The sequence below is a fragment of the Acidobacteriota bacterium genome, assembly GCA_016716905.1.
GTDB lineage: Bacteria > Acidobacteriota > Vicinamibacteria > Vicinamibacterales > SCN-69-37 > SYFT01.
Genome location: JADJUS010000022.1, coordinates 977,015 through 1,001,724 on the forward strand (window position 1 = coordinate 977,015; position 24,710 = coordinate 1,001,724).

At 64.9% G+C, this 24,710-nt stretch carries 21 protein-coding genes; 14 read left to right on the forward strand and 7 right to left on the reverse strand.

Going from position 1 to position 24,710, the window contains the following annotated elements; genetic code table 11:
- Positions 1-10 precede the first annotated feature (10 nt).
- From IPL75_20300 to IPL75_20340, 9 genes are read left to right on the forward strand one after another with little or no spacing between them, the layout of a single operon-like run.
- Complete coding sequence (locus IPL75_20300) at positions 11-757, forward strand: glycosyltransferase (protein MBK9242534.1); 747 nt, start codon at positions 11-13, stop codon at positions 755-757.
- Between the two features lie 2 nt (positions 758-759).
- The gene (locus IPL75_20305) at positions 760-1,446 is read left to right on the forward strand and encodes a glycosyltransferase family 2 protein (GenBank protein MBK9242535.1); all 687 of its coding nucleotides are present in this window, start codon (positions 760-762) and stop codon (positions 1,444-1,446) included.
- Complete coding sequence (locus tag IPL75_20310; GenBank protein ID MBK9242536.1) at positions 1,443-2,447, forward strand: nucleotidyltransferase family protein; 1,005 nt, start codon at positions 1,443-1,445, stop codon at positions 2,445-2,447. Before IPL75_20305 ends, IPL75_20310 begins: the two co-directional genes overlap by 4 nt.
- Positions 2,408-3,250 (forward strand): ABC transporter permease, encoded by an 843-nt coding sequence (locus tag IPL75_20315; protein ID MBK9242537.1) that lies wholly within the window; start codon positions 2,408-2,410, stop codon positions 3,248-3,250. Before IPL75_20310 ends, IPL75_20315 begins: the two co-directional genes overlap by 40 nt.
- Positions 3,247-4,491, forward strand: a complete 1,245-nt coding sequence (locus tag IPL75_20320) for an ATP-binding cassette domain-containing protein (GenBank protein ID MBK9242538.1) — start codon at positions 3,247-3,249, stop codon at positions 4,489-4,491. Before IPL75_20315 ends, IPL75_20320 begins: the two co-directional genes overlap by 4 nt.
- Positions 4,488-4,703, forward strand: coding sequence for a hypothetical protein (locus tag IPL75_20325; GenBank protein MBK9242539.1), 216 nt, complete (start codon positions 4,488-4,490; stop codon positions 4,701-4,703). Before IPL75_20320 ends, IPL75_20325 begins: the two co-directional genes overlap by 4 nt.
- Positions 4,657-5,658, forward strand: a complete 1,002-nt coding sequence (locus IPL75_20330) for a glycosyltransferase (GenBank protein MBK9242540.1) — start codon at positions 4,657-4,659, stop codon at positions 5,656-5,658. The genes IPL75_20325 and IPL75_20330 overlap by 47 nt, the downstream gene beginning before the upstream one ends.
- Positions 5,655-6,479 carry a nucleotidyltransferase family protein gene (locus IPL75_20335; protein ID MBK9242541.1) on the forward strand — a complete coding sequence of 275 codons (825 nt, stop codon included), beginning with the start codon at positions 5,655-5,657 and terminating at the stop codon, positions 6,477-6,479. The genes IPL75_20330 and IPL75_20335 overlap by 4 nt, the downstream gene beginning before the upstream one ends.
- Positions 6,480-6,507: 28 nt before the next feature.
- Positions 6,508-6,867 carry a hypothetical protein gene (locus tag IPL75_20340; GenBank protein MBK9242542.1) on the forward strand — a complete coding sequence of 120 codons (360 nt, stop codon included), beginning with the start codon at positions 6,508-6,510 and terminating at the stop codon, positions 6,865-6,867.
- Between the two features lie 9 nt (positions 6,868-6,876).
- On the opposite strand, the gene IPL75_20345 is transcribed toward IPL75_20340, so the two are convergent.
- Positions 6,877-7,656: a hypothetical protein gene (locus IPL75_20345; protein MBK9242543.1), complete on the reverse strand. Its 780-nt coding sequence runs from the start codon at positions 7,654-7,656 to the stop codon at positions 6,877-6,879.
- A gap of 45 nt (positions 7,657-7,701) precedes the next feature.
- On the opposite strand from IPL75_20345, the gene polA reads away from it, so the two are divergent.
- The 3 genes from polA (at position 7,702) to IPL75_20360 (ending at position 12,481) form a co-directional block, all read left to right on the forward strand.
- A complete protein-coding gene (gene polA / locus IPL75_20350; GenBank protein ID MBK9242544.1) occupies positions 7,702-10,374 on the forward strand; it encodes a DNA polymerase I in 2,673 nt (890 codons plus the stop codon).
- Positions 10,375-10,507: 133 nt separating this feature from the next.
- Positions 10,508-11,800: a polynucleotide adenylyltransferase PcnB gene (pcnB, locus tag IPL75_20355; protein MBK9242545.1), complete on the forward strand. Its 1,293-nt coding sequence runs from the start codon at positions 10,508-10,510 to the stop codon at positions 11,798-11,800.
- A gap of 225 nt (positions 11,801-12,025) precedes the next feature.
- Positions 12,026-12,481, forward strand: coding sequence for a hypothetical protein (locus tag IPL75_20360; GenBank protein MBK9242546.1), 456 nt, complete (start codon positions 12,026-12,028; stop codon positions 12,479-12,481).
- Positions 12,482-12,757: 276 nt separating this feature from the next.
- Here IPL75_20360 and IPL75_20365 read toward each other — a convergent pair whose 3' ends face one another.
- From IPL75_20365 to IPL75_20380, 4 genes are read right to left on the reverse strand one after another with little or no spacing between them, the layout of a single operon-like run.
- Complete coding sequence (locus IPL75_20365; protein ID MBK9242547.1) at positions 12,758-14,722, reverse strand: TonB-dependent receptor; 1,965 nt, start codon at positions 14,720-14,722, stop codon at positions 12,758-12,760.
- A complete protein-coding gene (serC, locus tag IPL75_20370; GenBank protein ID MBK9242548.1) occupies positions 14,719-15,807 on the reverse strand; it encodes a 3-phosphoserine/phosphohydroxythreonine transaminase in 1,089 nt (362 codons plus the stop codon). The genes IPL75_20365 and serC overlap by 4 nt, the downstream gene beginning before the upstream one ends.
- Positions 15,804-17,021 (reverse strand): DUF1015 domain-containing protein, encoded by a 1,218-nt coding sequence (locus IPL75_20375; protein ID MBK9242549.1) that lies wholly within the window; start codon positions 17,019-17,021, stop codon positions 15,804-15,806. The genes serC and IPL75_20375 overlap by 4 nt, the downstream gene beginning before the upstream one ends.
- A gap of 5 nt (positions 17,022-17,026) precedes the next feature.
- Positions 17,027-18,286 carry a peptidoglycan DD-metalloendopeptidase family protein gene (locus tag IPL75_20380; protein ID MBK9242550.1) on the reverse strand — a complete coding sequence of 420 codons (1,260 nt, stop codon included), beginning with the start codon at positions 18,284-18,286 and terminating at the stop codon, positions 17,027-17,029.
- A gap of 103 nt (positions 18,287-18,389) precedes the next feature.
- On the opposite strand from IPL75_20380, the gene IPL75_20385 reads away from it, so the two are divergent.
- Complete coding sequence (locus tag IPL75_20385) at positions 18,390-20,087, forward strand: M20/M25/M40 family metallo-hydrolase (GenBank protein MBK9242551.1); 1,698 nt, start codon at positions 18,390-18,392, stop codon at positions 20,085-20,087.
- A gap of 128 nt (positions 20,088-20,215) precedes the next feature.
- Here IPL75_20385 and IPL75_20390 read toward each other — a convergent pair whose 3' ends face one another.
- Entirely contained in the window at positions 20,216-21,127 is a 912-nt protein-coding gene (locus tag IPL75_20390) for a branched-chain amino acid transaminase (GenBank protein MBK9242552.1), read from the reverse strand.
- 9 nt (positions 21,128-21,136) lie between these two features.
- Positions 21,137-22,558: an amidohydrolase family protein gene (locus tag IPL75_20395; protein ID MBK9242553.1), complete on the reverse strand. Its 1,422-nt coding sequence runs from the start codon at positions 22,556-22,558 to the stop codon at positions 21,137-21,139.
- A 21-nt stretch (positions 22,559-22,579) separates the two neighbouring features.
- Here IPL75_20395 and IPL75_20400 point away from each other — a divergent pair, with 21 nt between their 5' ends.
- Positions 22,580-24,703: a TonB-dependent receptor gene (locus tag IPL75_20400; protein ID MBK9242554.1), complete on the forward strand. Its 2,124-nt coding sequence runs from the start codon at positions 22,580-22,582 to the stop codon at positions 24,701-24,703.
- Positions 24,704-24,710: the final 7 nt, after the last annotated feature.

The following is a 24,710-nucleotide window of genomic DNA, read 5'->3' on the forward strand; positions in this document are numbered from 1 at the left end:
GGGCGCAGGCATGCCGGTTTTGCCGACCCTCGCAATCGTCACGCCCGTCCACAACGGGCGCTCGTATCTGGGAGCGACACTGGACGCGATTGCCGCGCAGAACTATCCCGGAGCCATCTCCGTCGTCGTGGACGACGGGTCGACGGACGGTTCTGGAGACCTCGCTCGCGCGCGCGGCTCGCGCGTACTTCGCACCGAGGGCGTCGGCCCCGCCGCCGCGCGCAACGTGGCCATCAGGGCAACGCAATCCGATTTCGTGTGCTGTCTGGACGCGGACGATCTCTTCGGATCCGATGCGTTGCTCCACCGTCTGGCAGACGCGCTGCATGACGCACCAGACGCCGGATTCGCCCAGGGGCTGACCCAGAACTTCAAGCAGGGACCCGACGGCCAGCGCGTGCTCCTGAAGTCTCCCTACCGGTTCCTGAACCTGGGCTCGATGTTGTTCCGCCGTCGGCTCTTCGCTCAGGTTGGCCTGTTCGAGGAATCCCTTCGGTACTGCGAGGACCTCGATTTCCTGATGCGCTGCTGGGAACACGATGTGTCGCGTGTGCTGGTGCCGACTCTGGCCCTGCTGTACCGGCGCCACGCGAACCAAATGACGCACGGCTTGAGCGGCGCAGGACACGGCACCATGCGCGCGTACCGGCGCCGTATTGAACGCATCCGTTCGGGCGCTTACGATCCCCACCGGCAGAGGCCAGTGGACTGGTCGGCGTACCTCGGGATTCCGGTGGACGTTTCGGACGAGGTGTGAACATGGAAGGACTTGTGAGCGTGATCATTCCCGTACGGAACGGATCGCGCTACCTGCGTGAAGCGATTCAGAGCGTCCTCGACCAGGACTATGAACGCATCGAAGTGATCGTGGCTGACAACGGCTCCGAGGATGACAGCCGTGCCGTCGCAGCCGCGATGCCAGGTCCTGTGCGTGTGATCGAGGAGCCCACGCCAGGGGCCGGTCATGCCCGGAATGCCGGCGTCAGGCTGGCGATGGGCGAGTACGTGGCTTTCCTCGACGCGGATGATCTGTGGTTGCCAGGAAAATTGACCAGGCAGGTGCAGGCCCTCTCTGCGGACCCGGAAATTGATCTGGTGTTCACGCATGGACAGAACTTCGTCAGTCCCGAACTGCGCGATGCCCCACTGCTGGCCGGAATGCGTGAGACCGGAGCGCAGCCATGGATCCTGCCGTCTGCCATGCTGGCACGCCGAACCTCGTTCATGAAAGCCGGCTGGTTGCCGGATCTTCGCGGCGGGGAATTCATCGCGTGGTACGGCATTGCGCAGTCCCGTGGGCTTCGCACCACCATCATCCCGGACCTGCTCGTGCGACGTCGCGTTCATCTGGCGAACTCGACCGGGCAGTCACGGCCGCAGGACTACGTGCGGGCGGCGAAAATGATTCTCGACCAACGGCGGAAGGCCCAGCCGGCGAGCAAATGAAACCCAGTCTCCTTACGGCGCTCCTGCATCCGGAACCCACTGCCGGCGCCGCGTGGCGCCAGTGGCGACAGGCGCTCGACTCGTTCGAACGCGTGACGTATCCGGAGCAACTGCTGCTGCCGATGCTGGGCTCGCGCCTGTCGCAGTGGACCGCGGGCGACCCGGATGCCGCGCGCTTTCGCGGCCTCGTTCGGCAGACGTGGACGCGCAACCAGCTGCAACTTCAGTCAGCCTTGGCACTGCAGATGTCGCTTGCCGCCGCGGATGTGCCGGCGGCCCTCGCCGGACCTGGGGTGTACGCCCTGCGCGCAGACGCGCGCGGCGCCGTTCGGGCGATTCCGCATATTGACCTGGTGATCGCGCGCGAGCAATTGGACGCCGCGGCGGTCGTCCTGCAGCGCGAGGGCTATCACGCCGATGAGCCGCTGCCGGATGTGGATGCGCTGGACTGGCGCTGTCACATCCGCCTGCGCAAGGGGCCCGACATGCTGTATCTGCACTGGCGGGTGTATCCAGCGGTGTTTCACCAAACCCGGCTTGCCGAACGCGCCTGCTTCGCGCGTCTGCAGACCATGGTGTGGAATGGGCAGAGTCTGCGTGTGATCGGCGATGCCGACACCCTGTTGCATTGCGTGACAGGGCCGCGCCATGACGATCAACTGCCATGGGAGGCAGACGTCCCGCTGCTGCAGCTGGACACGATGGACTGGGATGGCCTTCGGTCCCACCTTCGCCGCTTCAGCCTGGCTCCCGACCATCCCCATCCGCTGGCCCGGTTGAATGCGATCCGGCGTGCCTTTCCAGGCCTCGCGATCCCGGCATTCACGGCCGCCGAGTGCGTCAGCCGCGCCTCTCAGCCACTCGCGCTCTGGCGCGAATACAGGAACCAGTGCGCCCATCGGAACATCCCCGTCGGTCTCCGGGGCTTCGTCGCCTTCCTGGTGGGCGGCGCAGCACGGGAATGGCAGCGCTGGCAACGGAGGCCGTCCTGGAAGTCATAATCGATGCCGATCGACCGGCCTCTCTTCGGGCGAGACTCGCTGAGTATCGAGGCCAGTCCACGCTCCTCAAGTACCTGATTGCCAGGAACTGGAAGCTCCGGTACCGCAATACCGCGATGAGCGTGGTCTGGGCGCTGGCCCAGCCCATGCTGCCGGCGCTCATGCTGGGGTTCCTGTTCTCGAGCACCCTCGCTCCCCAACAGGTCAGCGTGCCCTATGTCCTGTTCCTGCTGGCTGGGCTCGTGCCGTGGAGTTTCCTGACGCTGGCTGTCACGTCCGGCAGCGGTGCGTTCATTGTCAACGCCGGCATCCTGACCAAGGTCTACTTTCCGCGAGCCGTATTGCCTGCGGCTGCCGTACTGGCGCTCGCCGTGGAGTTTGCCGGTGGATGTCTCGTGCTGCTCACGTGGGTGATCGCGGCGGGCCTCCCGATTCGACTGGAGTGGCTGGCTCTGCCTGGCTTATTCGTGGCCACCGGTGTGTTGGCATTTGCGGTCTCACTCGGCCTCGGCGCACTGAACGTGTTGTACCGGGACGTGCGGCACGCCGTGCCGTTCCTGCTCCAGGTGTGGCTGTACGCCACGCCGGTGCTCTATGACTCAACATTGATTCCGGAGCGGTGGCACTGGGTGCTGGCACTCAACCCGATGACCGGCGTCGTGATGGGGTTCCGCTCTGCGCTCTTTGGATTCCCACTCGACTGGCCAATCACCCTGATCTCCATCGGCTCGGCGGGGCTCACCGTCGTGGCGGGCATCGTCACGTTCTTGAAGCTGGACAGTGCACTGGCGGAGCGCGCATGACGCTGATTCGCGTCGAGGGCATCACCAAGCGATTCCCGGTCATTGCGCCGCCGGACTTGACCTCATGGTCGGCTCGGCACAGCCTGTTCCGGGCCGGCCGGACAACCGGCGACCACTTCTCGGCGCTCGATCACGTCTCCTTCGACGTGCATTCCGGCGAAGTCATTGGCATCGTCGGCCGCAATGGCGCCGGCAAGTCAACGCTGCTGAAGATTCTGTCGCGCATCATTCGACCCGATCGCGGGAGGGTGATTCTGCGCGGCCGCGTCGGCAGCCTGCTGGAAGTGGGGACGGGCTTTCATCCGGACCTCACCGGCCGTGAGAATGTGTTCCTGAACGCCGCCGTCCTGGGACTGACTGAAAGGGAAATCCGATCCCGCTTCGATGCCATCGTCGACTTTGCCGGCGTCGAACACGCCCTGGACACTCCCGTTGCACACTACTCGAGCGGGATGTACATGCGGCTGGCCTTCGCCGTGGCGGTGCATGTCAATCCAGACATCCTGTTCGTGGACGAAGTCCTGGCGGTGGGCGATGCCGCGTTTCAGCAAAAGTGCCTGCTGCGGCTCGAGGGGCTGGGCCGCGATGGCCAAGCCGTTCTCTTCGTCTCGCACAACCTGGCGGCAGTCTCGCGCTTGTGTGGTCGCGCCGTGCTGCTGGATCAGGGACGTTTGGTCCTCGACGGGCCCGTGGCCGAAGTGATCACGGCGTATGTCGGACGGGAGGGCGGCCGCATCGGCGAAGGCGTGTGGCCTGCCGATGACCGCGCCCCAGGCGATGCCGTGGTGCGGCTGCGTCGGGTCTGCGTGCGCGACGCCCAGCACAAGATTCGCTCCAGCGTGTCCGTCGCGGAAGCATTCGAGATCGAATTCGAGTATCAGGTGCTCCAGGACGGTGTCGTTCTTTTTCCCTCGGTCACCCTGGTCAATGAATGGGACGTGCCGGTACTCTGGACCACCGATAGAACTGCGGCCACCCATGGGCGGCCCTGCCAGGCCGGCAGCTACCGCGCCCGCGTGAGCGTCCCTGCGGATCTGTTGCCCGACGGCACTCTGCGTGTCGGCGTGACCATCGCGTCGTTCGATCCGCACCGGGAGCACGTTCGCGTGATCGACGCGATACGGCTCGTCCTTGTGGATGTCGCCGACGGGACGACCGCACGAGGCCTCTACCCGGGACCGGTCTCAAGCACGATCCGGCCGCGATTGGATTGGCTCATCAGTCCAGAGGTCATCGAATGACACGCCCACCGCTCCTGTTCATCAGCCACTTCCGGCCGAGCTATGACGGCGTGGGCCCAAACATCCGTGCGGCCGCCCACGTCGATGCCCTCAGCGCCTTCTTCGACGTCCATGTACTACACGTCGAGTTCTACACGCTCGGTGTGGACAACTCCAGGTTCGTCGATGAGCGGGCCCGCGTCATTCACGCACCTGCCGGCCCGGAACGGTGAAGTGGCGATCGAGGGTCTGGTCGCAAGGCGCTGGCCCGATGTGCCGTTTGTGGCCATGCACACCTATCGCCTGGCGTCGGCCCGCATCACGCTGGGCGTGCTGGCCCAGTTGAAGGGCGTGCGCCCTCATCTGCACCTCGATCTCGACGACGATGATTGCCTGCGTGAAGAGCGGACCATCGCGTTGATGACGGCAACCGGGGACGTGGCCGGCGCGGCCATCCAGCAGTCAGAACTCGGACGCCTGCGCACGCTCGAACGCCTGCTGGCGCCGCGCTTTGACACACTTTCACTATCGGGCGACCCGGGGACGGCCCAGGGCCGGTTCCCCCAGCGCACACTGCTGCACCTGCCAAATGTGGTGCGGATGCCGGACGCGGCCAGCCTCGCCGTACCTGCTCCTGAGAAGGCGTCGTCGTACGACGTGTTGTTCAGCGGATCGCTCAACTATTTTCCCAACGCTGAGGGCATCGAATACTTTTGCCGCGAGGTGCTTCCGAGACTGCGGGCGCGCGTGGACAAGCCGGTCCGCATCCGTATCGTTGGCGCCAATCCCGACCTCCGCGTCCGTGCGCTGGCGGCGCTGGATGGAGTCACACTGGACGCCAACGTCCCCGACATCGCCCCGTATTACCGCAACGTCGATCTCTGCGTCGTGCCGTTACGCGCGGCCAGCGGTACGCGCCTGAAGATTCTTGACGCCTTCAGCCGCCGGTGCGCCGTGGTGGCGACCCGCATTGGCGCTGAAGACTTGAGTGTGACCGACGGCCTCCATCTGCTGCTGGCTGATGATACGGAGGCGCTGGCCACCGCATGTGCGCGCGTCCTTCAGGACGCCGCCTTGCGGCAGCATCTCGTGGAGAACGCGTTCGCCTGGGTGGACTCAAACCATACCGTCAACAGCCTGAAGCCGATCATGGCCTCGATCTACGCGCCGGTGTTGTTGCGCACGTGACTCCACTACACCCTCAAGTACACGTCCGGCAGGAGTTGGCGCGATTGCTGCTGAACGACGAGGCCTCGGCGGTCGCCTGCGCCAACCGGCTGACACGCCACCACGGCTGGGACGCGGCGTTTGAACTGGCAGATCTCTGGAACGTGGTGCCGAACCTGCGGACCCGGCTGCGCACGTTGAACGTGGAGTTGTCGCCGGACACACGCCAGAGCCTCTTTGCCCGTTTCAGGCGTTCGCACCTGGCCACAACGTTGCAGGCCAGGCGCGGTGTCGTCCTGTGCCGGTACCTCGAAGACCAGGGCATTCCCGTCGTCGCGTTCAAGGGACTGGCCTCGATTGCGTGTGCCTACCAGGGCGCCGCGTCGGAACGGACGATCAAAGACGTGGACCTGCTCATCCGGCCGGCCGACCTGGAACCGTGTTTGAAGGCGCTGCAGGCCGCTGGTATGCATCTGGAAGACGGCGGCAGCCTTGATGACTATCTGGCGTTTGTCAGGCACTCTCCCGGATTTGCCGGCAACGAAGCGATCACGGTGAGAGGACAGGGCCAGCCGGACCTCGACGTGCACTGGAGCTTCGGGCCACGACCGCATCCGCAGTTTCATCCCGACGCCATCGTGGCGCGCGCGGAGGCGGTGACCGTCTTCGATACGTCCATTCGCGTGGCAGCGCCCGCAGACTGCCTCATGCTGTCTGCCCACCATGCCATGCGAGAGACACTCGCGGCTGACCAGATGCTGAGAGACGTGCTGGACGCGGAGCGGTGGATCGCATTGCTGGAGCACCAGGGACGCCCTCACCGAAGCGCTGCAACACGCTGAGCTGTGCCACCTGGACGTTCCGGTCAGGGTGCTGGCCGAGATCCTGGTGCAGCGATCAGGAAGACCGCGCATTGCGCCAGCCGACGCGGCCGTCAGCCGTTTGGCGGGTTTATTTGAACTCCAGGTGATGGAGGGACCGATCGCAAAGGACTTGACCTACCTGGTCGATCGACACGCGCTGCGACAAATTGTGTCTGGCTTTCTGGGTGGCTGGAAACGCCATCTGGGGCAGATGGCAGCGTTTGAGACCCAGCTGACCGGCCAGCCAGTGCCCGCTACGGGATCGGCTCGGCGTCAGGCTTCGACAATTGCGCCAGCTCAAAGCCGGACGCTGGCGGATGCTCCGGACGCTTGTGAAGGCCCGGGCGGCTATCAACGGCGTTCGTGAGCGCCCGGATTACGTCGTAAACGTCTTGAGCCGCGCGCGTCCGCGGCGAATGGTGAACCAGATCAGCAGGATGAGCAATACAACCGCGGCAACAAACGCACCGGCGAACAACGACACCGTGCGATAGAGGATGGACTCAGTTTCCGTCCGCGCTTCCATCACGACCGGCGTACCGGCCAGCCGATCGCTCAGGCGTTGCTCCCAGGTCAGGATGTTGCCCCGCTCGAGCTCCCCTTCGGTGCCGTCCTCAAGTCGGCGCACGTTGTGCCAGGTCACGCGGCTGGCCAGATGCAGTTTGAACGCCACGAGCTCGCTGCCGTCCCAGTTCTGCCCCGCCGGCGGAGTCCCGGTGGCCGCACCGGCGGTCTGGGTGTACCGAATCTGCTGCGGCGTCACCTCAAACCCGTACGCCGACGACGCGAGCGCACCACATGCCGACGCCTTGCGCACATCAGGCACCTGCATGCGCACCTGGACGAACCGCCGCCCGCTGCGACGCCAGGGACGGCCCACGCGCGTCACCGGGCACCCAGCGGCCTCAAACACCTTCCGCACGTCCTCGCTGCTGAAGCGGGACGAGGGGGACGGGTCGAGCGGAAGGTTGTGCAGCGCCACAAGCGCCGGCAACGACGCGGAAATCACGATGGTGGCCGAACCGTCGATCCCCAGATAGGTCTGCTCGTCGTATTCGCATTGCCGCACCAGCGGATTGCTGCACGACGTCGCCAGCATGGCCACAACGGCAAGGACGGCCAGCAGGAGGAATGGCTTCGCGACGCGAACACGCACAGCACGAATGATATACATTCTTCGGACCTTCATGCCGCGCCTCTTTTGATTGACGGCAACTCGCAGATGTATCGCGCCTACCACGCGATTCGGGGCCTGACCGGACCCGACGGCAAATCCACGAACGCGATTTACGGCTTCGTGAACATGCTGCGCAAGCTCATCGCCGATAACAAACCCGACTACCTCGTGGCCTCGTTTGACCTGCCCGGCCGCACCTTCCGCGACGACCTGCTGGCCGACTACAAGGCGAACCGCACGCCCATGCCCTCGGACCTTGCCGAACAGGTCCCAATCGTGCACGACGCGTGCGAAGCCATGGGCGTGCCGAATCTCACCTCGGAGGGCTTTGAGGCCGACGATGTGATTGGGACGCTGGCGGTGAAGGCTCACGCGGCGGGCTTCGAAGTGGCCATCGTCACGGCGGACAAGGATTTTTTCCAGCTCGTGACCGACGGGCTGCGCATTTACAACCCGAAAGACGAAGGCACCTGGTACGACGCCGAAGGGGTTGTGGCGAAGTTCGGCGTGCGGCCCGACCAGGTGGTGGACATCCTGGCGCTGATGGGCGACAGCGTGGACAACATCAAGGGTGTGCCGGGCATCGGTGAAAAAGGCGCGAAGGAGTTGATCGGCACGCACGGCACGCTCGACGCCTTGCTCGAGGCCGCTCCCGGGTTGCCGCAGAAGCGGTATCGCGAGGCGCTGACGCAGCACGCCGCCGACGCGCGCGCCAGCCGCGTGCTGGCGACGATTCGTACGGACGTGCCGATCGAGTTTGACGCCGAGGCCCTGCGGTACCGCGGCCCCGACATCGCGCGGTGTTACGCGCTGTTCTCAGCGCTGGGCTTCCGGACGATGACGGCCGACTACGCGCCGACCGCGGCCACGTCCGCGCACGACTACACGATCGTGCAGTCGCCCGAAGAGCTCGACGCAATGGCGGCGGAGATTCGCGCGGCCGGTCACGTATCGATCGGCGTTGTCGCCACGAACGCGTCGGCGATTCAGGCCACGCTGGTGGGACTGGCACTGTCCACCGCCCCTGGCCGCGCCCGGTACATCCCGCTCAATCACGTGGGCCTGACCGAGACGCCGAACCTGCGTGTGGCAGACGTGGTGGCGCGACTCGGCTCAGTTCTGGCGGACGAGAACATCGCGAAGATTGGGCACGATCTGAAGACCATCTCGGTGTTGTGTGCGCGCGCCGGACTGCCGCTTGGCGGACTCGACATGGACACGATGGTGGCCAGTTACCTGGTGGACGCCACGGGCTCGAGCCACAGCATCGATGAACTGGCTTTGGCGCGCACGGGCTATCGCGCTGTCAAGCTGGAGGACGTGACCGGGCGTGGGGCGAAAAGCGTGACCGAGGACGCGGTGCCAGCCGCAGCGGTCCTGAATTTTGCTGGTGAACGCGCTGACCTGCCCCTGCGCATGGCCGACGGTCTCAGGGACGATCTGAAGAAGGCCGCGCTCGACGGGATCTATCGCGACATGGAACGGCCGCTCATCCCCATCCTGGCCGACATCGAGCGCGCGGGCGTCAGGCTCGACGTGGCGGCCCTGGCCAGGCTGTCTGAGTCGATGCAAACGGAACTGAACAGCCTGAGCGCGCGCATCTTCGAGCTCGCCGGCATGGAGTTCAACATCAACTCCCCGAAGCAACTGGGCGAAGTCCTTTTCGAACGCCTTCAACTCCCATCATCGAAGAAGACCGGCAAGACAAAGACCATGTCGACGGCCGTGGACGTGCTTGAGGAGCTGGCGCAGACACATGAGCTGCCGGGACTGGTGCTCAAGTGGCGGAGCGTGCAGAAACTCAAGGGCGGATACGTGGATGCATTGCCGCAGATGATCAATCCCGCCACGGGCCGCGTGCACACCACGTTTAATCAGGCGGTGGCGGCCACGGGCCGGCTCAGCAGCAGCGACCCAGGCCTGCAGAACATTCCGGTGCGCACGGCGGCGGGACGCGAGATTCGCGCGGCGTTTGTGGCCGAGCCTGGATTCGCGTTGATTTCAGCCGACTACTCGCAGATTGAACTGCGGGTGCTCGCGCACCTCTCGGGCGATGCCGCACTGGTGCAGGCGTTCAAGAACGGCGAGGATATTCACGACCGCACGGCCGAGCGGGTGTTTGGGCAAAACTCCGGGCTCGACCCGCACGAGTTGCGGCGACGCGCGAAGATCATCAACTACGCGCTGCTCTACGGCAAGACCGCATTCACGCTGGCCAAAGACATTGGCGTGCCGCAGCAAGCCGCGCAGGAGTTCATCGACGCGTACTTCGCGGGCTTCCCCGGAGTTCGCGCGTACATCGACCGCACCCTGGAAGAGGCGCGCGTCTCAGGGGTGGTGCGCACCATCTCTGGCCGCCAGCGCCTGATGCCGGAGTTAACAAGCCGCAATGGCCAGATTCGCGCCGCGGCCGAACGCGAAACGGTGAACATGCCCATCCAGGGCACGGCCGCCGACATCCTGAAGCAGGCGATGATCGATGCGGCCGCAGCGCTCGTTCAGCACAACGCCAGCGCCACCACTCCCAGCCGCATGATCCTGACCGTGCACGACGAACTGTTGTTCGAAGCCCCCGTCGCAGATGTGACCGCGATCACAAACCTGGTGCGCGACACGATGCAGAACGCCTTTCCACTGTCGGTACCGCTCACCGTGGACGTGGGATCCGGCCCAAATTGGAATGCGGCAAAACCTTAGGAATTTCTGGATTTCCGGCAGCCAGGCGTTATTTGTTTTGAGCCTGTAACTAACTGAATTACAAAGACTTAGGTGGCAAATAGCCGGTCTTTGGCTCCGGAAGGCCCTGGGCTGGCCCGTATAATTCCAACTCGTGGTTGAGCCCGTCATCATTTCCCGCGCCGAGCACACGATTTCGCGGCGCGACATTGATCCCGACGCGCTCAAGGTGCTCTATCGCCTCCAGCAAAGTCACTTCGACGCCTATCTCGTTGGCGGCGGTGTGCGCGACCTGTTGCTGGGCCGGCGCCCGAAAGATTTCGACATCGCCACAAACGCGCATCCGTACCAAATCAAGAAGCTGTTCAGGAACTGCTGGATCATCGGGCGCCGCTTTCGCCTGGCGCACGTGAAGTTTGGGCCGAAGACGATTGAGGTGGCCACGTTCCGCCGCAACGTTCCAGATCCTCTGCCCGACGAGGGCGAAGAACCGCCGGTCGTCGTGGCCTCGTCTCCGGAACAGGACGAGCAGGACGGCATCATCCGGCGCGACAACACGTTTGGCACGCCGGAAGAGGATGCGTTCAGGCGCGACTTCACCGTCAACGCGCTGGCCTACGACATCGCGACGTATTCGATCATCGACTACGTTGGCGGCCTCGGAGATCTTGAGCGGCGCGTCATTCGATCGATCGGCGATCCGATGGTGCGTTTCGTCGAGGACCCTGTGCGCATGCTTCGCGCGGCGGTGTTCAGCTCACGCCTGGGCTTTACGCTCGACGACCTGGTGCTTGACGCCATTGCCGCCCTGAAGCCCCTCATCGGCAAGGCGGCGGCGCCTCGCCTGCTGGAGGAGTACTACAAGATTCTTCGCTCGGGATACGCCGAAGCCAGCTTCCGCACGCTCGACAGCCTGGGCCTGCTTGAGCTGATGACGCCCGAGCTGCGCAACCCGTCAGACGATGTGTGGGATTCGCTGGCGAGGTTGGATGCGTATCGGCGGCGCTTCGATGCGCCGCCGCCGGAACTGACCAACGCGATTCTGATGGGCGCGTTGCTGGTGCCCGCAGGACTCATGAGCCGCAAGGCGCCTGGCGCGGCCACCGATACCCGCGTGCACTTCGGCATGTTGCCGATCGCGCGTCGCGACATCGATCGGCTCGGCCAGATCGTGAGCCTGGTGCCGCGCATGCTGGAACCCGAGCCGTCACCTCGCCTCACGCGCAGTCTGCCGGGACGGCCCGCGTTCCGCGATGCGCTGTTGTGGCTGGAGATCTTCACTGACGCGCCCGAGGAACTGGCGGCGTGGACCGCATTGCGGGCCGCGGCTCCGCCGCCTGGGCCTGAGGGCGAGGACGCGTCGGGCCCCGCGGGTACCGGCCGCCGCAAACGCCGTCGCCGCGGGCGCCGTCGTGGTGGTCGGGGGAAGCCGGCGGCGACGGAGTAATCCAGCGCCCCTCTATCGTCGGTTCTATTGAGGATTGAGGATGGAGCGTTGAGGATCGGAATTGGCGCGCATTGCTGATTGCTGATCGAGGATTGCGCGTCACGCTCGGTTGGCCGTACGTAGCTCGGGCTGTTCCTCAAGCCCGAGGCAATCTCGGCCTTGAGGATCAGGCCGAGCTACGAAATACCGGCCCGCCGCGTGCAAAGATGCTGCGAGGAGCGAACGATGACTAATCGACTGGCGATCGGCACTGCAATTGGCCTCGTGACCGGACTGATGTCGTGGCGTGCCAACGCCACCGACAACGTGGTCTCGGTATTTCCAGACGTCTTGACCTTCGCAGTCCTGGCGGCGCTTCTGGCGGCCGCTGTTCGGTTCGAATTGCGCCGGACGAACGCACACGACCGCCGGGCATCACTTCGGGCGGGCCTGACCATTGCCGCTGCGGCAGGCGTGGTCTTTGGCACTGCGATCGTGACATTGGGCCTGGCTCGCTTCAGCGCGCCATCCGCAACGCTCTCGGTCTTCCTCTTTTCCGTGGCCGTGTTGTCGTCGATGGGCATCGGCGCACTGGCCGCATTGGTGCTGACGACGCGCTCCACAGTGCAGAAGCCTGACGGCGCCCCAGGAAGGTTTAACGACCTCGCAGCGAACTGGATCAGGCCGGCTACCAGACATTGAGCGCACGCCGCATCGACGCAAGGAGTGGCCGCGGCCCTGGGTCCGCCTGCGCTCGAGAAGCGCGGCGGACCGCCAAAGCCCAGCCCTCGATCGCAAGAGCTGGCTTGAAAACCAGGCCGCGCTACGAGGAATGCACGCCGCAGCCGCGCTACGAGGACGGCGCGTGACGCGCGATCGTCAATCAGCAATCAGCGATGCGCGCCAATCCCGATCCTCAATCCTCCATCCTCAATCCTCAATAGGGGAGTTCGTGCACCGACCGAGGCGGTCGCAGACCTACCGTCGTCCGCCGAGCCACCAGGTGGCGTTGACGCGGAGGGCGCGGCTCGGCGCAAGGGTGACCAACGGCGTCCGGCCCACTTCCACGCGGGCGTCGAGCAGGTTCTCTACCACCATCGACAGCTCGAACTGGCGAACCTGCGCGGCCACGCGCATGTCCACTTGCGTGGCGGCCGCGAGTCTGAACACATTGCGGTCGTCGTCGAACTGCGCGCCGACGGAACGAATGACCACGCCCGCGCGGCCGCGGCCGGGGTGCTCCACATCCACCGACAACGCCCCGCTGACCTTCGGGACCTGCGGCAACTGGTTGCCCTCAAGCGCAGGCTCGGCGGAGTTCTGGAACGTCGCGTCGGTCGCCGAGATCGAACCGCGCACCTGCACCCACGCCCAGGGTCGAACGTCCACGTCGGCCTCAAGGCCCTTCACATGCGCCTCACCCGCGTTGCGGCGCTCGCGCAGGATTCCTGTCGCCGACGGCAACGTCACGTTGGCAATGGCATCTTCCACCGTCGTGTAAAACGCCGCGACTCCAAACGTGCCACGCGGCCGCGTGACCGTAAGACCGGCATCCACCGCGCGTGCGCGCTCGGGTTTGAGGTTGGCATTGGGTAACGTATTCGTGCTGCCGACGCGAAAGCCGCGCACCAGTTCGTTAAGCGTCGGCCACCGATGACTCGTCGCCGCCGTCGCGCGCGCCACCAGGGACGGATTAATGGTCCAGGCTGCGGTCACGCGCCCGACAAAAGCGGTATCGCGGTCGTCCGATGACATCGGCGCCGCGCGCCATTCGTGCCGCACACCTGCGCCAAGCGTCACGTTCGCGCCAGGCGTCACACCCACCTGGGCGGAGATGGACTCGCTGTCGTCACGCACCTCCATCACGGTGGTGCCTGCGGGGCGAATTTCATCAAAGTCGGCGGTCGCGCGTGTCGCGGCGCCGCGCAACATGACAAACCCCTTGGGCACCGATCGCCCGTACTCCAGCACCGCGCGCGTCGTGGTGACATCGATGAACTGGGTTGACGTCAGCGACTCAGTCGCCCGGCCTGTCGCCACGGCTGAAAACGTCTGCTCCAGGCTGTTCGGGCTCACGGCCACACGCGCGGCCCACGTGGCGCTCGTCCCCACCGACTGCACCGCGGCCGCCACTGTGCTCCCGCTGTTGCGGTTGTACTGCAGCACGGTGCCGTTGCCACGCCGGTCGCGGCCGCTGATGCCCGTGACCGTCCAGCGCCGCGCGCCATCAGTCACATCAGCACGGCCAAACACGTTCCACCAGTTCGCCGACGTGGGACGGTCAACGGCTCCGCGCGACGCTTCCTCAAGGGGAATCTCTCCGGCAGTGTCCACCCACGATGCCGCCATCCATAGTCCGGCGCGGCCCTTCGTGACACCACCCGACACATCACCCGTCCACGTCTCGCGCGTGCCGCCGCCAACACTCACCATCGGGCCCGCGCGCCTCGGCTCGGCCGACCGCAGCCGAATGACGCCGCCCAACGCATCCGACCCAAACAAGTCTCCGGCCGCGCCCGGAATGACATCCACGCCCTCGAGCGCTCCAGCGGGCACACGCGTCCACGTCACCCAACCGCCAAACCCGTCGTTGAGCGGCATGCCATCGAGCACCACCACTCCCCTGCTCGCCCCCGACGCCGACAACCCGCGCATCGTCACACCGTGCGTGGTCGGATTCGCCGTGCGTGACGATGAACGGCGGAACAACGAGAGGCCCGACACCACACGCAGCGCTTCGTCGGTGGTGAGGGCGGGCGCGCCGTCGAGGAACTCCCTCGAAAATGTCTGTGCGCCCGTAGAAGGGTCGCGTTTGGCCGCATCCCCCAGAACGAGGACCGATGCGGAAACCGCTGGAGGCGCTTGCGGCTCAGCCTGCGTGGCCGGCGGCGGCGCAGCCTGAGCCGCCTGCACCAGCAGCAGGATCAGGATGCCGGCACTCATCCGTTCCTCCGCTCGAACTCCTGCATGAACTGCACGAGCGAGGCCACACCCTCTTCGGGGAATGCGTTGTAGATCGAGGCCCGAAGACCGCCGACCGATCGATGGCCCTTCAACCCGTCAAGTCCGGCGGCCGTCGCTTCTTTCGCGAACTGTGACTCAAGCGCCTCGGAGGCCAGGCGGAACGTCACGTTCATCCGCGACCTCGCGTCCCTCTGTGCGTGCGGCTTCCAGAACGCGGTGCGGTCCAGTTCCGCGTACAGCATGGCCGCCTTGCGTTCGTTCACCTTCTCGATCGCCGTCACACCGCCCATGCCCTTGAGCCACGTCAGCACCAACCGCAGGATGTAGATACCGAACGCCGGCGGCGTGTTGTAACGCGATCCATTCTCGGCCTGCACCCGATAATTCAACATCGTTGGCAACGCGTCAGCGGATCGCGCGAGCAAGTCTTTGCGGATGATGACAACGGTGACGCCGGAGGGGCCGAGGTTCTTTTGCGCGCCGGCATAGATGAGGCCGTATTTCGAAACGTCGATCGGCCGCGAGAGGATGTCCGAAGACATGTCGCTCACAAGTGGTGCGCCATTCACGTCTGGCAGGTAATGCCACTGCGTGCCGTGGATGGTGTTGTTCGACGTCATGTGGACGTAGGCCGAGCCCGGCGTCAGGCGCAACTCCGACTGCGGTGGAATGCGCGCGTAGTTGCCTTCTTCAGTCGAAGCCGCCACCGCCGTCGCGCCCACCTTCTTCGCTTCCTTCAGCGCCTTCTTTCCCCAGTCGCCGGTGACGATGTAGTCGGCGGTCAGGCCCTGGGTCAGCAGGTTCATCGGGACCATCGAGAACTGCAGGCTTGCGCCGCCCTGCAGGAACAGGATCTCGTAGTCATCTGGGATGCCCGCAATCTCGCGCATGTCCGTGAGCGCGCCGTGCAGAATTTCGTCGAACGGCTTTGAACGGTGGCTGATCTCCAGCACCGACATGCCAACGCCGGGCAGGGCCACGAGGTTGCGTTGGGCTTCTTCGAGTACTGGAAGTGGAAGGACGGCCGGACCGGAGGAGAAGTTAAAGACGCGATGAATACTCATATCTGGTGCACCAGCAGTCCGTCACGCAGCTTCGGCTCAAACCACGTGGACTTGGGCGGCATGATACCGCCCGCATCGGAAATCGCAATGAGGTCGCCCACCGTCACCGGGTGAAGCGCGAAGGCCACAGCGGCCTGCCCGGACCCAACAAGAACCTCAAGGGCTCCCGGCCCGCGAACCCCGCCGACAAAATCAATGCGCTTGTCGGTGCGAGGATCGCCGATGCCCAGCACCGGCGTCAGCACGTCGCGTTGCAGCACGGATACGTCGAGCGCATCGGCCAGGGCCGTGCCTGCGGGAGACTGCGGAAGGTGGAGTGTGTGCCAGCGGCCGCCCAGGAACATCGAGACCTGGCCTGGACGATCTGGCTGAGAATCCCCATCGGTCACCACAAGCCTGGACCGCAGGGCGTCCAGGAACGACGCCTGTGTGTGGCCCCACAGGTCCTTCACTACGCGGTGGTACGGCAGGATCTGCAGCTGCGTATCTGGAAATGCGACGCCGATAAACACATCGGCTTCCCGGGATGGCGTGCCTCGATCGCGCAAAGCCGCACGAGCGCGCGCAGCGCTCGCCGCACGATGGTGGCCGTCAGCGATATACAACTCGGGGATCGGGGCAAACGCATCAACCAGCGCCGAAACGTCAGAAGGCGACACCGGCCAAACGGTGTGGCGGATGCCGTCGGCTGCCGTGAAGTCGTAGAGCGGCGTTCCGGCGCACGCGCGCAGCGCGATGGCATCCACCGCGGCCGAGGCGCGGTACGTCAGAAACACCACGCCGGTCTGCGCACCCACTTCGAGGATGTGCCGGGTGCGGTCGTCTTCCTTGTCGGGTCGCGTCTTTTCGTGTTTCTTCACCAGGTCGTGTTCGTACTCGTCCACCGAGAAACATCCGGCGAGCCCCGTCTGCACGTGGTCGCCCATCTGTTGCCGGTAGAAGTACAACGTCGGCTCTGCATCCACCTCGAGCGGCGCCACGCTGCGCAGCGCACGCAAGTTCTCCACCGCCCGGGCATACACCGCGTCGTGATACAGCGAAACGGTGTCGGGCAGATCGATTTCGGAACGGGTGACGCGAAGAAAACTGAGCGGCTCGCCTTGCGCCATGGCCCGCGCTTCGGCGGTGTTGACCACGTCGTACGGGACGGACGCGACGCGGGACGCAACGGAAGGCGCCGGGCGCAGCGCCCGGAACGGGGTGAGCTGCGCCATGGCGGCTACTGACCTCGTGACGTCGGGGCGACGTCCGAGCCGAGGAGTGTGGTGCGGAGCGTGCCGAGCAGCCGATCGCGCTCGGCCGCGAACTGCGGCATCGCTGCGGCCGGAATCGGCACGCCCGGAGGCATGTTGCGATGTTCAGCCACCGGGTTCACGTAGGTGCCGTTCTTGATGAGCTCGTAGTGCAGGTGCGTTGCCGTCACCGTACCGCTGTTGCCCACGCGTCCAATCGTGCGACCCTGATCAACACGCGCACCCGGGCTGATGCCTGGGGAGATGGCCGACAGGTGGAAGTAGTTGCTCACGTAGCCGCTTGCGTGCCGGATGGACACGCGCCGGCCTGCGCCACCCGCCCAGCCTGCGGCGATCACAGTGCCTGGCGAGACCGCCACCACCGGCGTGCCATACGCCGCGCGATAGTCCACGCCACGGTGCGCGCGATAGGTGTTGAGCACGGGGTGCAGGCGACGATACGAAAAACTCGACGTGACGCGCGGCTCGAAGCCAAGCGGCGACTTCAGGAATTGGCGCCTGAGCGACCGCCCCTGCGCGTCGTACCACGCCTCGCGGCCATCGGGCCCGAGATGCCTGATCGCGGTCAACTGGCGGCCGTCGTTGTTGAGCGTGGCCGCCGCCACTTCTTCGTAACCGGTGAACTTGCCGTCGCGAAGCACGCGGCCGAAGAGCACTTCAAAGCGGTCGCCGGGCTGCAGGTCGGAGTTAAAGTCCACGTCGCCTGAAAACGCGTCGGCCAGCAGCAGAGCGAGCTGGATGTTCTCGCCCCGTTCTTCGAGCGCGGCCCACAACGAAGGGCGCTCCTTCGTAATCTCCACCGTGACGGCGTCGGTGACCACCTCTTTCGGGTAGGGCACCACTTCCACATCGAACTGGGGCGCGGCCAGCGAGCTGCCCACCTTGAGCGCCACCCGCAGGAAGCGGTCGGCATCCATCGTGTAGCGGAACTCCCGGAACAACCCGTCGAGGGTCGTCACCAGGGAATACGGCTGATTGGCCTTGAGCCTTCGGGGGTCAAACTCGGCCCGGACGGCGCCGACGATGGAGTCGGCGAGGTCGCTGGAGGCTTTGTGGCTTCTGAGTACTCCTTGCAGCGTGGCATTCCGCGGCACAACCGCTTCAAGAACGTCCACTTCGCGCACCAGAACAACGTCCTGGCGCCCAGCCTGATCCGCCCCGCCCCGACTGCAAGAACCGGAGATCGACGCGCACACCAGAACGGGCAGCAGCCAGGCTGTTTTCATCGCTGATTACCTTACCATCCCCCGGCGCCCGAACCGTAGCGGGAATGGCCACCCGGCCGTATCATTAAGGCCGGATCCGGACGTTCCGAAAGGACATACATACATGAGGAAGACGCACTTTTTGACGATGGGGTTGGCCACGGCGGTGTTCGCCGCGGTGGTGGCACTGCCGCTGCGAGCGGCAAACGAGGTGATCGACTACGACAGCCTCGCGAAAATCAAGGCTGAAGGCATGCAGAACTCGCAGGTCATGGAACTGGCGAGTTGGATGACCGACGTGTACGGTCCGCGGCTGAGCGGGTCGCCGGGCATTCAGAAGGCCGGCGAGTGGGCCGTTGCGGAAATGAAGAAATGGGGCCTGGCGAATGTGGCGCTTGAGCCCTGGGTGGACCAGTCGCGGTTCCCTCGCGGGTGGACCAACGAGAAGTTCTACCTGGCGGCGGTGTCGCCGCAGGCCTTCCCCATGACGGGAATGTCGTCGGCATGGACGCCCGGCACCAACGGGCTTATTCGCGGCGAGGCCGTGCTCATCACCACCACCGATGGCGCGGAGATCACGAAGCTGGCGGGCACGCTCAAGGGCAAGTTTGTGCTGACGCAGGCGCCACCCGACGTGGCGGCCTACTGGACGCCGCAGGCGCAGCGGTACACCGCTGAACAGCTGGACGCGATGGAAAATGCACCGCGCCTGGCAGAACTGGGTCTTGCGGCCCCGGGCGCGGGCGGACGTGGCGCGGTGGCAGGCGGACGCGGAGGCGCGGGCGCACCCGGCGCGATGCCGTTCAACCGCAATGAGTTCTTCCTCAAGGAAGGCGTGGCCGGCGTGTTGACGACGAACGCACGCGGACATGGTCTGTTCACGATTGGTGGAAGTGCAACGGCCGACCCGGCCACCACCCTGCCGTCCATCGTGGTTGCCGCCGAGCACTACGGGCGCGTGGCGCGGATGCTGCAGAAGAACCTGCCGGTCACGATTGAGGCCGACATCAAGAACACCTACACGCCGGCGCCGACCATGTTCAACGTGGTGGCTGAAATTCCCGGCACCGACAAGGCGGACGAGATTGTGATGCTTGGCGCGCACTTCGACTCGTGGCATGCGTCAACGGGCGCCACGGACAACGCCGCCGGATCAGCCGCGATGATGGAAGCGATGCGCATCCTGAAGGCGTCGGGTGTGCGGCTGCGCCGCACGGTGCGCCTTGGCCTGTGGAATGGCGAGGAGCAGGGCCTCATCGGCTCACGCGACTATGTGGCGAAACACTTCGCCGGAAGGGGCGCTCCTCCACCCGCGCCGGCAGGCGCAGCGCCTGCAGCACCCGGAGGTCGCGGTGGCCGCGGCGGCCCGGTCGGTCCGTTGGTGATGACGCCGGCACACGCCAAGTTCGCGGGCTACTTCAACATCGACAACGGCACGGGAGCCATTCGCGGTGTGTATCAGCAGGGCAACGGCGCGGTGGGCCCGATCTTCCGCGCATGGATGGAACCGCTGCGCGACCTGGGCACCACACACCTGAACCCCGGCAACACGGGCGGCACCGATCACCAGGCGTTTGATGGCGTCGGCCTGCCGGGCTTCCAGTTCATCCAGGATCCGGTGGAGTACAACACCGTGACGCACCACTACAACATGGACAGCTACGAGCGCCTGCAGCCCGAGGACATGCGCCGCAACGCGACGATCGCCGCCGCGTTTGCGTTCCTCACGGCGAACCGCGACGAACTTCTGCCTCGCAAGCCAATGGCGGCGCCTGGGCCGCTGGCAGGGGCGGGCGAGGGGGGCAGTAACTTAGGAAGTTAGGAACTGGGGAACTGCATTTCGTAGCGCGCGCTGGGCTTCAAGCGCGCGGTGGTCCGCGGCCTTGAGACCCAGGCCGCGCTACGAGGACGTTCCTCAGTTCCTCAGTTCACAATTTCCTCAGTTCATAATTACGCGATGGTAATCCATCGTTCCGATCTTGCGTGGGCGCCGCGAACGGCTGAGAGATACGCTTCGCGGATCGCGCAGGTGATGGGCCCCGGGACGCCCGCGCCGATCTTCCGTCGGTCTACGCTTGTGATGCCCACCACCTCGGCGGCGGTGCCGCACACAAAGACTTCATCCACCACATAAAGATGGTCGCGGCTGAGCTGCGACTCCTGCACGGGAATGCCCAGGTCCTGCGCGAGCGCCACGACGGTGTCGCGCGTGATGCCTTCGAGGATCGCATCAGCCGGCGGCGTGACCAGCCGGCCGTTACGCACCACAAACAAGTTGGCGCCGGTGCATTCTGCGACGTAGCCTTGCGGATCCAGCATGATGGCTTCGTCGAAACCATTTCGCTGCGCGTCGGTCTTCGCCAGGATGGAATTGACGTAGTTGCCGGCGACTTTGGCTTTGGTCATCATGGCGTTCGGATGGTGGCGTGTGAAACTCGACACGCAGGCCTTGAGCCCTTCTTCCACCGTGCTCTTGCCGCCGTACACCGACTGTTCCCAGACGGCCACGGCCACGTGCGCCTTTCCTGAGTCGATGGTCAACTGCCATCCGCCATCAGCCAGCCACAACAGCGGCCGGATGTAGCAATCCCCGAAGCCGTTGGCGCGCACGGTGGCGCACACGGCGTCCATCATTTCGTCGATCGAATGCGGCATGTCGAGAAAGCCGACGATGCGCGACGAATCCTCGAAGCGTTTCATGTGTTCGCGCAGGCGGAACACACCAAGGCCCTTCGGCGTTTTATAAGCGCGAATCCCCTCAAAAATCGCGACGCCGTAATGGAGACCGGCCGTCAAAAACGGGACGGTCGCTTGTTCCGAGGCGATCATCTCGCCGTTAATCCAGGTGAATCTGCTGTTCATGTATGTGCTCTAAAAAATACCGACACGGCCCGACACTGATGCAATTAAACGCGCGCTATCGAATCCAATCCCCTGCCTGAAGACCAGTTCCACTTTCCTGATATCCCCAATTGTCGTGGACGGATCGCCGGCAATGACCATGAGGTCGGCCTGTTTGCCGACCGCGATTGAGCCAACGGTCTTGCCGCGGCCAAGGTACTCCGCGCCATTAAGCGTCACGATCTTGATGGCTTCTGCAGGGGTGAATCCGGCTTCAACCAGAATCTCAACCGTGCGCTGATTCGAGAAACCCGGCACCACGCCACCTCCGCCCGTTGGGTCGGTACCGGCAACCAGGGTGCCACCTGCGCGCGCAAACGCCAGGTCCAGCTTCAAGGCTTTCGGAAAGAGACGCGCGTAAATTGATTCGGTGTTCTTCGCCGTTCGCGCATAGCCCTGTTCGAACTGCTCCTTGAGTGGCGCAACCAGCACTTCAAGCCCGGGCGGCAACGGCCGCCCTGGCGTGAAGGTCTCAAACACGGCAGGCGTCGTGGTCAGCGTGACTTTCTTCTCGATGAGTTTCCGGACGAGGGCCTTGAACGGTTCGCCGTTTTCGTCGAGCGCCGCAATGGTCTGCTGCCCTGTCCCCTGGCCGGGGCACACGTCAGGAAGTTTGGTCGGCACGAAGTCTGTGGAGGCCAGAAATGCGTGTTCGAGATTGTCGATGCCCAGATCGGCCGCTTCGGAATACGTCACCGAACACAGATGCCCGGTGACCTTGATGCCGCGCTTGTGGGCTTCGTCAATCGCGGCACCGAGATCGGCACGTGAGATCTGCATGTACGCCTTGAACGACGTGGCGCCTTCATCAGCCCAATAGTTGACCTGGCGCCGTGCGTCCTCCGGCCCCTTGAGCGCGCGCATCTGGATGAAGGTGTTTGGTCCATTCAGGTACGGCGCGGTGGCATCGATGGCGGGGCCCGCCTTGCTGCCGGCATCCACCAGCTTTTTCATGTTGATGTCCATGAAGCCGTTCACGTTGCCGCCGGTGCGCATGGTGGTGACGCCGCCGGCCAGATACAGGCGCACAAAGCTCTCGCCGAGCTGTCCGTAGACGCCTGGGCCGGTCGGGTAATACAGGTGCTCGTGCACCATGACCATGCCAGGCAGAAGGGTTTTTCCAGTCAAATCGAGGATGCGGGCGCCTTCCGGCACCGGTGTGCTTGCCGTCGGTCCCATGGCGGCAATGAGGCCGTCACGCAAGATGACCGTTTGATCACTGCGAATCGCACCGCCCGTCCCATCAATGACGCGCGCATGCGTCAGCGCCACCACGGCGTTGTCCACAGTCACGAACTGTCGAATGGCATTGCCGACCGTCGGCCGCTGTGCGTAAGCGGTCACCGATGTGGCGGCGATGGCCACAGACAAAACCCACTGTGTTGTTCGCATGGCGCGAATTATAATCGACGAATGCATTTTCAGACGTTCGTCACCACCCTGGGCATCGCCCTGAGTTTCGTCGGACCGACACCGCAGGCGCCCCAGACGGCGGCGCCGGTCGTCGTACTGCCGGACGTCAATGTCCATGCGCAGAAAGAGCCGGCGAAGGGGCAGACGCTGCCGATCAGCGTGACCGCGATCACAGCCGATATGCTGCAACGCGCGGGCGTCATGATCGTGTCGGACGCAGCCCTGCAGGCACCCAACGTTGTCTTCACCGAGTTCACGGCGCGCAAGTTGAGCAACGCGCGATTCCGCGGCGTGGGCTCCAGCCCGGCAAACCCGGCGGTCACCACGTTTTTTGATGGCGTGCCGCAGCTCAATGCCAACGCCTCGAGCGTGGAACTGCTTGACGTGGACCAGATTGAGTTTGTCCGTGGCCCGCAGAGCGCGTTGTACGGACGCAACACCCTGGGCGGCCTGGTGAACGTGTTGTCGGTACGCCCGTCGTTGTCGTCATGGACAGGACGCGTGGTGGCGCCACTCGGCAACTTCAATTCGCGCGACATCCGCGCATCGGTGTCGGGTCCGCTCGCGCCGACGGTGGGACTCTCACTGGCATTTGGGCACGGCGAACGTGACGGCTTTTCCACAAACCAGGTCACGGGCCGCTCGGTGGACGACCGGTCGGCGTCGTTCGGCAAGGCGCAGCTGCTGTGGACCCCGGCGGCGCAGTGGGAGACGCGACTGATCGTCAGCGGCGAGCGTTCACGCGATGGCGACTACGCGCTGTCGGACCTCGCCGGCCTGCGGACGAACCCGTTCACGGTGGCGCGCGACTTCGAAGGGCGGCAGGACCGCGACGTGGCCTCCGGCACTTTGCACGCCCGGAGGGAAGGGTCGCGCGTCAGCCTGACCAGCACCACCGGGATCGTCCGCTGGAAGACCCAGGACGTGACCGACCTCGACTATTCGCCCATGCCGTTCATTACGCGCGACAACAGCGAAGAGGCCACGCAGTTCAGCCAGGAGATTCGCCTGGCATCAGCGGCGGCGTCACCCGGGCGCCTTTCGGACTCGACCACGTTCTCGTGGCAGGTGGGCGCCTTCGGCTTCAAGCACAACTACGAGCAGGATGCCTTTAATACCTACGCGGCGTACCTGGTGTCGCAGTTCATTCCCTTCCCCATCACCGAGCATTCTCCCCAGGGGACGATCAAGGACTTTGGCCTGGCGGCGTTTGGGCACTCGACGCTGACCTTCAACAACCGCGTTGACCTCACGCTGGGTGTGCGGGCCGATCGGGAGCGCAAGACGGCCGACCTGCGCGTGTTCGTGGTGCCCGAGGTTGCGCCCGGGACCTCACTTGCTGCAGAAAAGACCTGGACCAATATTTCACCCAGCGCCGCGCTGACCTACCGCGTCAACGACAATCACAGGCTGTACGCGTCGGCCAGCCGCGGCTTCAAGGCCGGCGGCTTTAATCCCGTCGCGCCGCCCTCTTCCAACACGTACGACGAGGAGCAGACGTGGAACGGTGAGGTGGGCGTCAAGACGACGTGGGCCAACGGCCGTGTACGCACCAATGCCGCGCTGTTCACCATCGACTGGACGGACCTGCAACTGAACCTGCCCATTCCCAACGCACCGGGCCAGTTCTACATTTCGAACGTCGGCGGCGCCACCAGCCGTGGCCTTGAAGTGGAAGTGGCCGCTCGGGCAGCCGCGGGGGTGGATGTGTTCGGCGCGGTCGGCTACACCCGCGCGCGCTTCTCGGACGGCAGCACGTCGAGCGGTGTGGATGTCTCAGACAACCTGGTCCCGTTCACACCCGACGTCACGTTGTCGGCCGGCATCGATGTGTCGCGCTCGCTGCGCCCGAACGTCCAGCTCTTCGGTCGCGCCGAGGTGGTGCGCCACGGCGCATTCCAATACGACGACGCGAACAGCGCGGGACAGAAGGCGTACGCGCTGGTCAACATGCGCGCAGGCGTCAGCGTGCGAAGAATCTCGGTGGAAGGCTTCATCAAGAACGCGTTCGACACGCGCTACATCCCAGCTGCGTTCGCCTTCCCCGGCATTGCGCCCTCAGGGTTCGTCGGCGAAATGGGCCGGCCCCGGACGTTCGGCGTCAGCCTGTCAGTAGGGTTCTGAAGGTCCA